20 protein-coding genes and 1 pseudogene are annotated in these 14,264 nt (G+C 40.2%); 15 read left to right on the top strand and 6 right to left on the bottom strand.

Translation table 11 applies throughout. The features are described from left to right. Entirely contained in the window at positions 1-1,050 is a 1,050-nt protein-coding gene (locus KUH03_RS02950; RefSeq protein WP_257091499.1) for a sulfatase-like hydrolase/transferase, read from the top strand. Beyond that, complete coding sequence (locus KUH03_RS02945; RefSeq protein ID WP_257091498.1) at positions 996-1,391, top strand: sulfatase/phosphatase domain-containing protein; 396 nt, start codon at positions 996-998, stop codon at positions 1,389-1,391. Before KUH03_RS02950 ends, KUH03_RS02945 begins: the two co-directional genes overlap by 55 nt. Positions 1,392-1,579: 188 nt before the next feature. On the opposite strand, the gene KUH03_RS02940 is transcribed toward KUH03_RS02945, so the two are convergent. The 3 genes from KUH03_RS02940 to KUH03_RS02930 form a co-directional block, all read right to left on the bottom strand. Next, positions 1,580-2,647 carry a 2,3-butanediol dehydrogenase gene (locus tag KUH03_RS02940; protein WP_257091497.1) on the bottom strand — a complete coding sequence of 356 codons (1,068 nt, stop codon included), beginning with the start codon at positions 2,645-2,647 and terminating at the stop codon, positions 1,580-1,582. 301 nt (positions 2,648-2,948) lie between these two features. Next, positions 2,949-3,185, bottom strand: coding sequence for a hypothetical protein (locus KUH03_RS02935; protein ID WP_120257052.1), 237 nt, complete (start codon positions 3,183-3,185; stop codon positions 2,949-2,951). 407 nt (positions 3,186-3,592) lie between these two features. Beyond that, a complete protein-coding gene (locus KUH03_RS02930) occupies positions 3,593-4,123 on the bottom strand; it encodes a DNA alkylation repair protein (RefSeq protein ID WP_257091496.1) in 531 nt (176 codons plus the stop codon). Between the two features lie 416 nt (positions 4,124-4,539). On the opposite strand from KUH03_RS02930, the gene KUH03_RS02925 reads away from it, so the two are divergent. The 13 genes and pseudogenes from KUH03_RS02925 (at position 4,540) to KUH03_RS02865 (ending at position 12,331) form a co-directional block, all read left to right on the top strand. Beyond that, a complete protein-coding gene (locus KUH03_RS02925) occupies positions 4,540-5,055 on the top strand; it encodes a hypothetical protein (RefSeq protein WP_257091495.1) in 516 nt (171 codons plus the stop codon). A 247-nt stretch (positions 5,056-5,302) separates the two neighbouring features. Beyond that, the gene (locus tag KUH03_RS02920) at positions 5,303-5,569 is read left to right on the top strand and encodes a carboxylesterase family protein (protein ID WP_257091494.1); all 267 of its coding nucleotides are present in this window, start codon (positions 5,303-5,305) and stop codon (positions 5,567-5,569) included. Continuing rightward, positions 5,527-6,084 (top strand): carboxylesterase family protein, encoded by a 558-nt coding sequence (locus KUH03_RS02915; RefSeq protein ID WP_257091493.1) that lies wholly within the window; start codon positions 5,527-5,529, stop codon positions 6,082-6,084. Before KUH03_RS02920 ends, KUH03_RS02915 begins: the two co-directional genes overlap by 43 nt. A 34-nt stretch (positions 6,085-6,118) precedes the next feature. Continuing rightward, a pseudogene (locus KUH03_RS02910) lies at positions 6,119-6,862 on the top strand (carboxylesterase family protein); the annotation flags it as partial. Positions 6,863-7,141: 279 nt separating this feature from the next. After that, entirely contained in the window at positions 7,142-7,930 is a 789-nt protein-coding gene (locus KUH03_RS02905) for an NAD(P)/FAD-dependent oxidoreductase (protein WP_257091492.1), read from the top strand. A gap of 291 nt (positions 7,931-8,221) precedes the next feature. Further along, the gene (locus KUH03_RS02900; RefSeq protein ID WP_257091491.1) at positions 8,222-8,401 is read left to right on the top strand and encodes a hypothetical protein; all 180 of its coding nucleotides are present in this window, start codon (positions 8,222-8,224) and stop codon (positions 8,399-8,401) included. Positions 8,402-8,418: 17 nt separating this feature from the next. After that, complete coding sequence (locus tag KUH03_RS02895; RefSeq protein ID WP_257091490.1) at positions 8,419-8,976, top strand: methyltransferase domain-containing protein; 558 nt, start codon at positions 8,419-8,421, stop codon at positions 8,974-8,976. Positions 8,977-9,139: 163 nt separating this feature from the next. After that, positions 9,140-10,024: a type III polyketide synthase gene (locus tag KUH03_RS02890; RefSeq protein WP_257091489.1), complete on the top strand. Its 885-nt coding sequence runs from the start codon at positions 9,140-9,142 to the stop codon at positions 10,022-10,024. A 17-nt stretch (positions 10,025-10,041) separates the two neighbouring features. Then, complete coding sequence (locus KUH03_RS02885) at positions 10,042-10,479, top strand: 3-hydroxyacyl-ACP dehydratase FabZ family protein (RefSeq protein WP_120259159.1); 438 nt, start codon at positions 10,042-10,044, stop codon at positions 10,477-10,479. A 244-nt stretch (positions 10,480-10,723) separates the two neighbouring features. Then, positions 10,724-10,954, top strand: coding sequence for a hypothetical protein (locus tag KUH03_RS02880; protein ID WP_257091488.1), 231 nt, complete (start codon positions 10,724-10,726; stop codon positions 10,952-10,954). After that, on the top strand, positions 10,951-11,304 hold the full coding sequence (locus tag KUH03_RS02875; protein WP_257091487.1) for a beta-ketoacyl synthase N-terminal-like domain-containing protein: 354 nt from the start codon (positions 10,951-10,953) through the stop codon (positions 11,302-11,304). The genes KUH03_RS02880 and KUH03_RS02875 overlap by 4 nt, the downstream gene beginning before the upstream one ends. Next, on the top strand, positions 11,292-12,002 hold the full coding sequence (locus tag KUH03_RS02870; protein ID WP_257091486.1) for a hypothetical protein: 711 nt from the start codon (positions 11,292-11,294) through the stop codon (positions 12,000-12,002). Before KUH03_RS02875 ends, KUH03_RS02870 begins: the two co-directional genes overlap by 13 nt. Next, the gene (locus KUH03_RS02865; protein WP_257091485.1) at positions 11,999-12,331 is read left to right on the top strand and encodes a 4'-phosphopantetheinyl transferase superfamily protein; all 333 of its coding nucleotides are present in this window, start codon (positions 11,999-12,001) and stop codon (positions 12,329-12,331) included. The genes KUH03_RS02870 and KUH03_RS02865 overlap by 4 nt, the downstream gene beginning before the upstream one ends. Before the next feature lie 335 nt (positions 12,332-12,666). On the opposite strand, the gene KUH03_RS02860 is transcribed toward KUH03_RS02865, so the two are convergent. Genes KUH03_RS02860 through KUH03_RS02850 form a run of 3 tightly spaced genes read right to left on the bottom strand, consistent with a single transcriptional unit; the run spans position 12,667 to position 14,260 of the window. Continuing rightward, positions 12,667-13,791 (bottom strand): RagB/SusD family nutrient uptake outer membrane protein, encoded by a 1,125-nt coding sequence (locus tag KUH03_RS02860; protein WP_257091484.1) that lies wholly within the window; start codon positions 13,789-13,791, stop codon positions 12,667-12,669. Further along, positions 13,749-14,066: a hypothetical protein gene (locus KUH03_RS02855; protein WP_257091483.1), complete on the bottom strand. Its 318-nt coding sequence runs from the start codon at positions 14,064-14,066 to the stop codon at positions 13,749-13,751. The genes KUH03_RS02860 and KUH03_RS02855 overlap by 43 nt, the downstream gene beginning before the upstream one ends. Then, entirely contained in the window at positions 14,063-14,260 is a 198-nt protein-coding gene (locus tag KUH03_RS02850) for a hypothetical protein (protein WP_257091482.1), read from the bottom strand. Before KUH03_RS02850 ends, KUH03_RS02855 begins: the two co-directional genes overlap by 4 nt. Positions 14,261-14,264: the final 4 nt, after the last annotated feature.

Raw genomic sequence — 14,264 nt, 5'->3', positions numbered from 1 at the left:
ATGAACCTACTAAAATCTATTAATAATAAGAAGGTAGCTGTAGCTGTTTTCTTACTGGCTATCTCAGGAGCCACATTTGCTCAAAATAGGGCGACAAGACCCAATATTGTTTTTATTATGGCGGATGACCTCGGTTATGGGGATCTTGGTGTATATGGTCAGACAAAAATTGAAACCAAGCATATTGATTCACTAGCCAATAAGGGAATGAAGTTTGAGAACTTTTATGCTGGTACCTCTGTCTGTGCTCCTTCGCGTTCTTCCCTAATGACAGGACAGCATACTGGGCATACCTATGTAAGAGGAAATAAAGAAATCGAACCAGAGGGACAACAACCGTTAGCAGATTCGGTACAGACAATCGCTATGTTGTTGCAGAAGGCGGGTTATGCGACAGGAGCTTTCGGAAAATGGGGGCTAGGGATGGTCAATACTACCGGAGCGCCAGATCAGAAAGGATTTGACGAGTTTTATGGTTACAATTGTCAACGTCAATCCCACCGTTATTACCCTACTCACCTTTGGCATAATAAAGAGCGGATTGAGCTTGATGGTAATGGATTATTGGCCAAAGGTCAATATGCACCAGCATTGATCCAAGAGAAAACTCTTGCCTTTATTGATGCGAATAAAGACAAACCTTTCTTTCTCTTTGTACCTACTGTGCTTCCCCATGCCGAACTTTCTGGTCCAGAAGATGAATATTACCAGCAATATGCCAATTCATTTGATGAAAAACCACATAAAGGAAATGATTACGGACCAAAGGCAACAGTTCCGGGTTATGCTGGTGTAGAGAAACCGCATGCTATGTATGCAAGCATGGTAAGTCGTATGGATGCTTATGTTGGTCAGATCGTAGAAAAACTACGTCAAAACAACTTGCTTGACAATACCATAATCATATTTACAAGTGACAACGGTTCGCATAAAGAAGGGGAGCAGATCCTAATTTTTTCAATAGTTCTGGAGGTTTGCGTGGAAATAAGCGCGATTTGTATGAAGGAGGTATCAGGACCCCGTTCATTGCCTATTGGCCGGGAAAAATAGCCGAAGGAAAGACATCAAACTATTTGGGTGCTTTTTGGGATATTATGCCAACGATGGTCGAACTTGCTAAGGCGGATAAACCCAGATATACAGATGGGGTTTCTTTTGTTCCTACTTTATTGGGACAGAATAAACAACAAAAGCAACATGATTATCTTTATTGGGAATTCCATGAAGATGGTGGACGTCAGGCCTTACGAAAAGGTGACTGGAAACTCATTTTGCAGAAAGTAACTACTGGTACTCCGATTAAAGAGCTGTACAATCTCAAACAAGATCCAAAAGAACAGAACAATGTTGCGAATAGCAATCCGAAAAAGTACAGGAATTGCAACGCTTGATTGAGAAAGCGCATGTGGAGAGTGCTATCTTCCCATTGACCAATAATACCAAATAAAATGTAAATCATTTACAAAAGATTTCGCAAACCGAATAAATATGGCCGCTTGGGTATCCCAAGCGGCCATATTTATAGCGATCACATTATTTTTTCGATATATCGCTTATTATTTTCGGTATCCTGACGGCGTTAATTTTTCTGTATATCAATTAAGATTTTGACTTCAGTGGGATCATTAACCAGAGCTTCAAATCCTTCTGAAACGATATTGTCTAAGCTTATTTTGCGTGTCACAAGTTTTTCTACGGGCATACGTCCACTATCGATAAGCGCGATAACTTGTGGAAAGATATTGCGATAAGCGATAATACCTTTAATGGTGATTTCCCGCAAGACTTGATCCAGTGCATCGGTAGTTACAGGTTTGCCAAAAAGTGCAACTAAAACAGCCGTTCCACCATTTTTTAAACTATCAATTCCAGTTGTATAGGAGGCTTGTACACCAGCGCAATCTAGAAATACATCCACTCCAAGCTCCGTGATGGACTTAATCTTTTGTGGTATACCTTCTTCTTTTGCATTGATGATATGGGTAGCACCGATGGCTTTAGCCTTCTCCAAACGCTTGTCAGCGATATCAGTCACAATAACTGTTGTTGCACCTGCGGCAAGTGCTGCCTGAACGCACAGTAAACCTATTGGGCCAGCTCCAGAGACCAATACCGTTTCTCCGATTTTAAGTCCACTTTGGAGTACTGCATAAACTGCTACAGCGGCAGGTTCCACTAATGCCCCCTTTTCGAACGACATGCTATCAGGTATTTTGTGTACCATATAGTCTTCGACGACGACATACGGCGCAAATCCACCATTGCTGGATAGGCCTACAAATCCCAAAGGTTCAGATAAATTATATGCACCATTTGCGATAAAAGGACTATCGAAGTTTTTAAAAATCGGTTCTACGACCACACGGTCACCTACTTTTAAATGATGGACGCCTTCACCAATCGCATCTATTACTCCTGAAAACTCATGCCCTAATGTAGTGGTTCCTTGATGCCCATTTAGTGGATAAGGTTGATCTACCGGGATTAATTGGGGACCATGTACATATTCATGTAGATCAGATCCACAGATTCCTGCGAAATGAACAGCTATTTTAACTTGACCAGACTTCGGTTCAGGAATTTCAGTTGATTCTACTCTGATATCTTTTGCAGCATACCAACGTGCGGCTTTCATTGTATTCGTCATATTATCTCCTTTTTTGAATATAGACTAAGTTAAGCAGAATGATTAAGGATCATCGTGATCCATATCTCAAACGTAAATGAGATGGATCATTTTAGCCGAAAATTAATGTGGAGATCCTATAATTCGAAATGACGGTCATGATTCATATTCTGAGGATTTATTAACGAGCTGTTGCAATAGGTTGCTGCTTCAAATTCGCTGATGCTGACCACTTTATTATCCATCTGTTTTCATACGTCCCGTTTTAAAAGGGGTATGAAAACAGGTGAAGTGTATTCAGTATTGAACGATTTAGTTCATCTTAATCATTGTCATGATTTTCAGTAGCATATGAAAACTTAATTGATTTTTGTGGATAAGTTTCCATACTCATACGGCTGGTATTTTTGATGATACTTTTTAAGCTGACCCGATCACCCAATTTAAAATAAGCTTCTACGATTTGATAATCCAATAGATAAGGGCCACAAAAGTAATTTCCATTGGCATCTTTTTCTATGGTTCCCTGATAAAGTCCCGCTTTTGTTTCTTTTGGCATATGTGTTTTATTTGGAAACAAAGGTAGGAAGAGTAATTGGTAATTCGGTGTCAATTGTCATATTCCTTTCGCGACTGTCAATATTTATAGCCAATAATGGTATTATCGTCATTTATTTCGCATGTTGGTTTGATCTTAATATCGTGCTAATCCATTTCAGATAAACTTTGTTTTTCGAGAAGTCATTATGCCCTTCATTGTTTAATGTGATGAAACGATCTGAGCTTTTTAACAGTTTGGAAAGTTTCGTAGAGGAACCATAGTAGACGGCGTTATCACTGCTGCCGTGGAAAATAATAATCGGACATTTTACCGCTAATATCTCAAATTGAGATTTTCCGCTGTGTGATCTCAATTTTTGACACCGGGATATATCACCGGACAACTTTACAAGAAATCCGGTGATTTTATTTATTGAGTTTTGCAACCTGAATGGCGATGAACTTTGGTAAATAGTTTGGTGTACAATTTTTAGCCACCATTTCGTCTTTATAAAGCCCTGTTTGCTCACCGATATTGATACATCTTTTTCTGAAAATCTCCTGAAAAATACCGATTTGAGCGGCAGTAAAATTCATCGCCCACTGGACTTCAGATACTTCATTTTCAATTCGGGTTTCAATCTTCGAAAGCAACTCCTCGCTATTGGGCGGCGGCGTTTGTCCCACCCATCGCAATCGGGCTTGATGGTACCAAAAAGTACGTCTTTGAAGGGGAGATGTACTATTTTCCCAACTTTCCATTAATGCGATTGTGCGTTTGTCTTTGGCAAGTTGATTCGCCATAAGCCAATCAATCAGCTGCAGTCTTTCGTCTTCCCGATGTTGTTCAATATCACTGACCAACCTGTCAATAATTTCTTTAGAAAGTAATTTCTTGTCCATCAGTAAGATCGCCAATTGTCGGGCAAGGTAGTGTGCTGTAGACCACAGTTCCATGGCTAGTTCGTGGTCTTTTTTATAACGTTAGCAATTTTACGCAAGTCACCAAGTTTGGTCTTCTTGTCGCTAATTTGCGTGATAATATTTTCTGCTGTCGATGATAGTTCCATAATTGTTTTCCGATAAATAACAGATGTACGACATTTACTTGCTTACTCATTGTCAAGACACTAGTGTAAGGTGCATCTTATTATATTTATGTGTTGATCAAGCGTTATTATATCGTGAATTTACTAATTTTTTAACTGCCGATAATATGGTAAAATATAATCGGTATAAATTATTATTCTATTTTTGTTTGTTGCCCTCGTCTTTTTGAGCAAAAGATTAGAACCTACTTGTTTGGTATAAAGCTAAGGATGTGCGGAGGCCGTTCAACAAGATGAAGTTACTTTTGATGTTACATTTGGATAATGGAATTAAGAAAAGAAATTGAACCTGATTTTCAAACATTGGAAAAACGCTATCCGGAAGTTCTAAAACTCATTCTAGCATATTCTGACTATTGTGAAGAGAACGGGGATGAAGATAATACCGAATATCAAAAGCTTGAAAATACGCTTCATGAAATGACCGGTAAAGATATGTCTCAGTTTAATCTTTGGGAATGGTGGGAGGAAGAAGGCGCTGAAGTTTTGGCATTCAGAATATCACTTCCCGCTCCGAAAATTATTGAACATATCACAAAGGATGAACTGGTAGAAATTGTGCGACGTCAAAAGACTTTTGTTATGCAGGACGAGGATGATAAAAGTTTGAAAGGGCAGTTTCATTATCATCTTGATGATTATTTCATTGATTTTCTAACCTTAAATTTTACAACTTTTGACCGCTGTCTTTTTCAAAGACAAAAAGATAAACAGGGCAATTATTTTGAATATAATCAAAACGAAATTGTTGAAAAATTATGGAATGACGGTGCGAGATAAGGTAAAGGCATTGGATTTTGTAATTTGACAAATGCCTACAAGCGAGAGTTTATCTAAATGGTGCAGTCCTGTGTAAGATATTGAAAACCTGTTCGTTTAATTTTATTTTAGTATTTTAACTGAGCGAATACTAAAGCATAAACTAAGCGAACATTATTATGATAAAGATTTTTTTACTGTCACCGCGTTCCTGATTATATCATTTGTTTTTGCCCAACAGCCTCAAGTAAAGGTTGAGGAGGGGATAATGGAGGGAATTACGTTATCCAGCGGAGTGCAGGCATTCCGTGGAATCCCTTTTGCAAAACCGCCGGTTGGCAATTTGCGATGGAAAGAACCACAACCTGCCGATCATTGGACAGGGGTTCGAAAGGTAGATCGCTTTGGAAATTCACCAATGCAGAAACCGATCTATGGGGATATGAGATTTCGTTCTCCGGGTATAAGTGAAGATTGCCTCTACCTGAATATATGGCGACCAAAGGCGGGGGATCTGGTAAACTTCCTGTTTTAGTTTATTTTTATGGTGGCGGCTTTAATGCCGGTGATGGATCAGAAAATCGTTACGATGGAGAGAGTTTTGCCAAAGCAGGCATTATTGTCGTTACGGTCAATTATCGTTTGGGCATCTTTGGTTTCTTTGCGCATCCGGAACTAACCCAAGAATCACAAAAAAATGCATCAGGGAACTATGGTCTCCTGGATCAATATGCGGCATTAAAATGGGTCAAAAAGAATATAGCTGCCTTTGGAGGTAATCCTGATGAGGTTACCATAGGTGGCGAATCTGCAGGAAGCATGTCTGTTTCCGCTCAGATGAGCAGTCCGCTTTCTAAAGGGCTATTTAAGCGTGCTATCGGTCAGAGCGGAAGTGTTTTTAATTTAAGATATGGCACTATTTCCTTGGGGAGCAAGAACAACGAGGTGTTACATTTGCGGCCAAAGTCAACGCAGGCAATCTCAGCCAATTGCGTAAAATTCCTGCCGCAGAACTACTTGACTGGGCCAGTGAGCCCGGCGCCTTTATGACACGTCTGATCATAGATGGTTATTTTCTCCCAAATCACCGTTGGAAATATTTGAAGCAGGGGAGCAGTCCAAAGTTCCTCTACTTGCGGGCTGGACGTCTACAGAGGCTCCTTATCTCGCCTTCACAGGCAAGTCTTATCCATCACCGAACAACTACGAAAGGTTAGTACGCGAACAGTTTGGCACTGGAGCTGATGAAGTGCTCAAATTGTATCCCGGAAAAACAGAAAGTGAAGTCCTCAAATCGGCGACTGGACTAGCCAGTGATAATTTTATTGTTTACAGTACTTGGAAGTGGCTCGATTTGCAACGAAAAAACAGTGGTCAACCTGTTTATGTTTACATATTTAGCAAAGCGCGGCCATCGATGAAAGCAGCTTATAGCGACGTGGAGACAGGGCTCGCTGGTGGGATAAATAAAAAATCTGACAATACGGACAAAGAGAATCTGCCACCAGCCCTCCCAGGAGCATCCCATGCCAGTGATATTGAATATCTATTGGGCAACCTGAACAGCAACGATGTTTTTGACTGGACGAAGGATGACTATAAAACTTCACTACTGGGACAGCGCTACTTCATCAATTTTATTAAGACCGGTAATCCCAATGGAAGAGACCTTGCTGTGTGGCCAAAAACCACAGCAACAGATAAATTTATGAATATACTTAACATAGCTATTGAAGCAAAGGCATCTCCCGAGCAATTCAGAGAAAGGTATCTTTTTCTTGACGGTTTATTTGTCGAAAAGGAGCAAAGATTTCTAAAAAGTCCATAGCCAATCCAGTTAAAGCTCTGATCGATGAAAAATACAAGGGTGAGGGGAAGCTCTTGGTTTTCTATTTGCCGCAAGATCAAAACTATTTATGGTCATCGCTGTTATCAAAGAAACTTTTCATAAACCAGATTAATCATAAGGCTTGTGAGTTACATTGCTGAGTGTGCTTATTTTTTAGCGTTATTTTGTTTGAATCAAACGGGATTGACCAATTGGAGACTGTAATGACTTATGAAGATGATATGTTAAAGATTACCAATGTAAAGCGAATTGTGACTTATGGCAGTGAATCCTGATGTGATAATTATAGGTGGCGGTCTTGCCGGGCTCACGAGTGCACTTCATCTGTCCAAACAAGGATTAAAAGTAACATTAGTCGAAAAGCACAACTATCCTCACCATAAAGTGTGTGGAGAATATCTTTCCAATGAGATTGTACCCTATTTGTGCTGGCTTAACGCCAATATAAATGAATTGCATCCAACCTATATTCAACATCTTAAATTCACGACGCAAAATGGAAAATCGGCTCAGGTCAAATTGCCCTTGGGCGGTATCGGCGTAAGCCGGTATTGTTTGGACGATTTCTTATACCACAAAGCAAAAGCAAATGGATGTACGATTGTGATAGCCAGCGTTTCTGGAATATCTTTTAGTGACGATATATTTGAGGTTTCGGTTCAAGATCAGATTTTGAGAGCAAAGATTGTGCTTGGTGCTTTTGGAAAACGTGCCAATATCGATCAGATTTTAGCTCGTGATTTCATGAAAAAGACATCGAAATGGATGGCGGTTAAAGCACATTATTCAGGTGATTTTCCGGACGGCCTAATTGCGTTGCATAATTTTCCGGGAGGATACTGCGGCATTTCAAAAATCGAGCATAATGCGATAAATTTATGTTATTTAACAGATGTAGAGACGTTTAGAAAATATAAAAATGTCGTCGATCATCAGAAGCATATCTTGTTTACGAATAGTCATCTAAAATGTTTTTTTGAACGCAATACGGTACTTTTTGATAAACCACTTACCATTAGCCAGATTTCATTTGAAAAAAAACAGTGATAGAAGATCATATCCTGATGGTCGGCGATGCGGCGAGCCTGATCCACCCCTTTGCGGTAATGGGATGGCGATGGCGATACACAGTGCAAAAATAGCTTCCGAACTTATTGTGGACTATTATGCTGGCAAAATAATCTCACGTGAAGGACTGGAAAAACGTTACATCAACCAATGGCGAAAAAACTTTGCGAGACGCCTATTTTTCGGAAGGATTTTAGCAACAGTGCTACGATACGAAGTTGGTATTAGGGTCTTAATGTGGCTTGCCACAATTTTTCCCCCAGGGTTGACATGGATAATCAAACAAACTCACGGAAATATGAAGCAAATAAAATGGGAATAAATACAAAGTTTAGAACTAAGAAAAACGAAATTATGGACGATTTTTCACTTGAAGGTGATGAACTCCGCATTACTTTGGACGAAATATCGAAAATAAATCATTTTTTGGGGGCAACAAGATTACTTTAGATGGCGTCCGGACATTGTTGTTAAAAGCCGATACAACCAAAACACTAACCATTGTCGATATCGGCTGCGGTAATGGTGAGATGTTACGTATGTTGAGCGACTATGGTTATAGTAATAATATAGATCTTAAAATAGTGGGAATAGATGCCAATCCATTCACTGTTAACTATGCTCAAGTTTTATCAAAAGATTATCCCAATATTTCATACCTGTGCGGCGATGTATTCGATAAGAATTTTGAAATGGCAAAGTTTGACATTGCACTATGTACTCTTACATTACATCATTTTGATACTGATCAGATTATAGAACTAATAAATATCCTTGTCAAAATTTCAAACCTAGGGATAGTAATCAACGATTTGCAGCGAAGCAAAATTGCCTATCGACTTTTTCAAACCATTTGTGTTGTTTTTAAGTTAAACAATATGACCAAGAAGGATGGACTTATTTCAATATTACGTGGCTTTAAGAAAAATGAGCTTGAGGAGTTCTGCAAACAATTACATTTAAAAAACTATATGGTCCAGTGGAAATGGGCATTTCGTTACCAATGGATAATTTCCAATATATGAATGTTAAAATAATAAGTGTTGCCAAGCAACTGCCCAAATACTCCAGCACAACTGCTGAAATACTTCCGCTATTGGATATATGGCTTAAGGGCCAGGAGCACCGGTTTATAAAAAAGTAAAGAAACTTTTTGAGGGCTCGGCTGTCGACAGAAGGTATGCTATTATGGATCCGAATGAGGTTTTTACTGCAACATCATTCGAGGAGAAAAATAATATTTACATGCGGGAAGCCATAGTATTAGGTGAGGAAGCACTTCGTAAGGCTCTCGAAAAGGTAGGATGGACACCCCAATCTCTGGATTATATCATCACCGTCAGCTGTACAGGGATTATGATACCTTCATTGGACGCATATCTTATCAATAAGATGAAGCTCCGGCAGGATATTGTCAGGCTGCCAGTTACTGAAATGGGTTGTGTTGCTGGAGTTTCCGGTATTATTTACGCCAAAAATTTCTTGCAGGCCAATCCTGGAAAACGTGCTGCTGTAATTGCCGTCGAAGCACCAACAGCAACCTTTCAGCTGTCAGACTTTTCAATGTCCAATATAGTTAGCGCTGCGATATTTGGAGATGGCGCCGCCTGTTGTTTACTTTCATCTCATGAAGCAGATCGAGGACCTGTGATACTTGACCAACAGATGTACCATTTTTATGATACTGAAGATATTATGGGTTTCAAGCTAACAAATGGCGGTATGCAGATGATATTGGATGTTGAGGTTCCCAATGTGATCGCATCGCATTTTGATGCAGTCATACATCCATTTTTACAGGAGAATAGTTTAGAAATTGAAGACATAAAGTATATGATTTTTCATCCTGGAGGTAAAAAGATTGTCGCAACAATGGAGCAGATTTTTGCCGAGTTTGGCAAAGATATTACAGATACCAAGGCCGTTCTGGCCCAGTATGGCAATATGTCAAGTGCTACAGTTCTTTATGTTCTCGAGCGTATCATGGCACGCGAGCCTCAGGCCGGAGAACTAGGGTTAATGTTGAGTTTTGGCCCCGGTTTCTCAGCACAGCGAGTTTTATTACAATGGTAACCTTAAAAAACAAGTCGATGGATTTGAATGATATTATTGCGCAATTGCCTTATGGGGAGCCATTTTTATTTGTGGATGAATTGGTGCATGTAGATGAAGAAGGTATTATAGGAAACTATACTTTCAATGAAAATCTGGATTTTTACAAAGGGCATTTTTGCGGTAATCCAATTACTCCCGGCGTTATTTTGACCGAAGTAATGGCTCAGATAGGGCTGGCCTGCTTTGGAATTTATTTGCTCGGTAGTGATTTAAACAATGGTATTGCGATGGCATTGACCTCAAGTGAAATACAATTCTTAAAACCGGTGTATCCTAAGGAAAAGGTTACCGTTTTTTCGGATAAGATATATTTTAGGTTCGGGAAGCTCAAGTGCGCTGTCACATTGAAAAACGAAGCTGGATATGAGGTTTGTAAAGGAACCCTGTCAGGTATGATGAAGAGGGAGCTATGAATAGAGTTGTAATAACTGGACTAGGGGTGGTTGCCCCAAACGGAGTAGGAGTAACCGCCTTTTCAAGGGCCATAAAAATGGACTTTCGGGGATAACGCATGATCCTCTACTGGAAAGGCTACAATTCTCTTGCCAGATAGCTGGAACGCCAGCGATATCTGAAGATCTCAAAAGACAGTATTTTACCGACTTAGAACTGAGAGGATTTAATAGCACCGGAATATTGTACGGCGTCATTGCTGGTATGCAAGCATGGGCAGATGCAGAGCTACCAATAGATGTTTCTTCTGAACCGGATTGGGATAGTGGAACTGTTTTTGGTTCAGGTACCTCCGGCATAGATAAATTTCGTGAAAGCATTTATAAAGTAGACGATCTGCAAACACGGAGGCTAGGAAGTACAGTAGTGGCACAGACGATGAACAGTGGAGTCAGTGCATACCTAGGGGAAAACTCGGGCTTGGAAATCAAGTGACAACCAATTCATCAGCCTGTGCTACGGGTACGGAAGCCATTCTGATGGCTTATGACCGCATTCGTTCGGGAAGAGCAAAACGGATGGTAGCAGGAAGTACAGGAGATAGTGGCCCTTACATCTGGGCAGGCTTCGATGCCCTGCGGGTCTGTAGCTCTCAATATAATGAACATCCACAACAAGGGGCCCGGCCAATGAGTGCAACGGCCGGAGGGTTTGTCCCCGGTAGTGGAGCAGGTGCTTTACTATTAGAAGATTTAGAAAGCGCCTTGTCGCGTGGTGTAAAGATATATGCAGAATTGCTTGGGGCCAGGTCAATTCGGGAGGTCAGCGTGGAATGGGGAGCATGACAGCTCCTAATAGCGATGCTGTGCAACGATGCATCATTGATGCACTTAAAAATGCTGGCATTTCTGCTATGGATATTGATGCCATCAATGGGCATCTTACTGCAACAGCCAAGGACGCGCTCGAGATAGAAAATTGGACTAAGGCGCTTGAACGTAACGGGAAAAACTTCCCTTACATCAATTCGCTCAAAGGCTTGATCGGACATTGCCTCAGCGCGGCAGGTAGTATTGAATGTGTCGCTACAGTATTGCAACTGTACGAAGGGTTCTTGTTCGGTAATAGCAACTGTAATGACCTACATCCCGACATCGCTGCTCTTATAGATCCGCTGAAAGTACCGCTGAGAACAACCTACTTGAGACCTAATATTGTAGCCAAAGCCAGTTTTGGCTTTGGTGATGTAAATGCCTGTCTAATATTTAAAAATTTAATAACTAAGTCTATGAACAGAGAAGAACTAATTGACGCATTAAGGCCTATCATAGCACCATATACTACAAATGATGACGCTTTTGGGAACCTTAGCGAGAATACTGATTTCATTCACGACCTCCAAATCAATTCTGCCAATCTGGTTGATATAGTATTGGATATTGAGGAAAAATTCGATATTATTATTGATAATTTCGATATGGAACGCATGCTCAATGTAAAGGCAGCTATTGATATTATAGCAAGCAAACTTCAAATGAAATGATTGGTAATGACGTCATCGATCTGGCGCAATCCCGCAAAGACAGTAATTGGCGACGTAGGGGATTTATTCCGAAATTATTTGGTGCTAATGAGCAATTGTTAATAGCAAGTAGTCCAGATCCCGAGACTACGCTATGGCTCTTATGGAGTATGAAAGAGGCAGCTTATAAGATATGGAATAGAGAAACCAAGGTCAGGAAATACATGCCTAAAAAACTGATTTGTACAATATTCCGGCAGTCGATCACTAAAGCTTATGGCCGGGTTGTTTGTGAAGGAATATTTACTATACAGAAACAATTCTTGCGCCTGATTTTGTACATTCCATAGCCGTTAGCGTTCTTAGTCTTCTAGACTACGTTATTGAAATCGAAAAAATGAAATTGTCAAAGACCATTTTGGCATTCCATATGTTGCTGTAGAGGGGGACAGAACTATTTGCAGCTTCAGTAAGCAATCATGGTCGTTTTGAAAAAGTTGTTGCTATTTTGCGCATATAAGGTAAGCTACTTCTTGGCATTGCTCGGAAAGGTCTCTCTTTTCGCTTAGGTAGGCTATTCCTATTAAAAGTTGTGTTGAACAAAGAAAAATAAAAATGCAAAAGCGACATTCCATAGGGCATGCCGCTTTTGCAATATCGGATAAAAGAATATTGTTGTATTGGATTAGTAGCCCGGATTTTGCACCAAGTTAGGTTCTACCTGAAAACTACTTTCGTGAAATGGCCATAGGTATTGGTGATTTAAGAACTTTCGATCCTCAATTTTAAGTACCTCAGACTGTCCAGCACCATTCAAACGCATGTGACCGAGAGCTGCTTGATTAAGTACCGTTTCTGCCGTTTTCCAGCGCAAGATATCGCTATAGCGTAATCCTTCGCCAGCAAATTCGATTCTTCTTTCGTTGCGGATGAGCGCAATCCATTCCTGCTGTGATTTTGCAACCAAATTGACATCCGCAATGCTCATATCAAGTCCGGCTCTTTTGCGAATTTGGTTGATACAACTCTTAGCCAGTTCATCTATTTCATTCAACATAATCTTAGCTTCGGCATAGGTTAAAAGTACTTCGGCATAGCGGGCTAAAGAAAAATGCATATTTCCACCAGTACGGAACGCATCGGCTTGGTCCACAAATTTCTTAAACCAGTATCCCGATCTACTACTGCGTAGGTTTTGGTAGTAAAAAGCGCTTTTGGAATCATAGATGTCTATTTTTTCATTATTGAAGAGATCGCCATGACCAAATACACTGGCTTCATACCGTGGATCGCGGTTTAATTTTGGATTAAGCTCATAGGCTTGCTTGCTGTGTAATGGACAGTTGTCAATTGGTCGCCCCTGTAAAGTCCAATAACTATCCACGAGTGCTTTTAGAGGAACGACATAAGATTGTCCATTTCCGGTTCGATATTGTGGTGCCAGATGTTGAAATGACGCCGTTGCTGAGTTGTTATGACTCTCCATATCGAACTTGATGATAAATTCCTTGTTGGTTTTATCTGCTTGATAATTAAATAGATTGGCGTATTGAGGGTGCAGTTGATATTTTCCACTATCCATTATTTCCTTAGCAAGCCTCGCCGCCAGTTCGTACCTTCCATTATAGAGCGCATAGCGCATAACCAATGTTTTAAAGGAATACTTATTGAACATATATGCATTTGTAGTACCTTCATTTTCCGGAAGTCTATTGGCGACATCTTCACTCATTTCAAAGAGCTTGTCGAGGATTTCGGCTTTAGGGGTCACAGCTGGTGTTGCCTCTTCCAGTTTAACAGGAGTAAGCACAAAGGGACATTACCCCAAAATTCTGTGATCCTGAAGTAATGCCAGATGCGCAAACCTTCAAGAATTGCTTTATACCTTTGCCGCGTAGATTCATTTTCGACATAGGGTACATCAACATTTGCCAAATAGGTGTTAATGCGTCCTATATGCTGATTGTGTAAATTCCAGTAATAAACAGCTAAAGCAGAGTTGCTGGTCATATTGCCGTTGGCAATGATCATATGGTGGTCTGTCTCAATGCGGGCATAAGCATTGTCCGAACGACCTTCGGTCATATAAAAAGGAGACGACGTTCACCAGGACCCATAAAAGCATCCAAATAGCTGCTATAGACCACACGACGTAAATCCTCCTCTGTGTTAAAAAACTCATCAAAGGAAGTTGCTGTTGGATCTCGTTTATCAAGAAATTTTTCGCAGCTACTAAGTGTCGCCAATGCTATTATCAGGGTAATAATTTTCTTTTTCATTGTT

Origin of the sequence: Sphingobacterium sp. E70 (assembly GCF_019285695.1) — a bacterium.
GTDB lineage: Bacteria > Bacteroidota > Bacteroidia > Sphingobacteriales > Sphingobacteriaceae > Sphingobacterium > Sphingobacterium detergens.
Note: the sequence above shows the minus strand (reverse complement) of the source record. Positions and strands in the feature narration are given on the sequence as shown.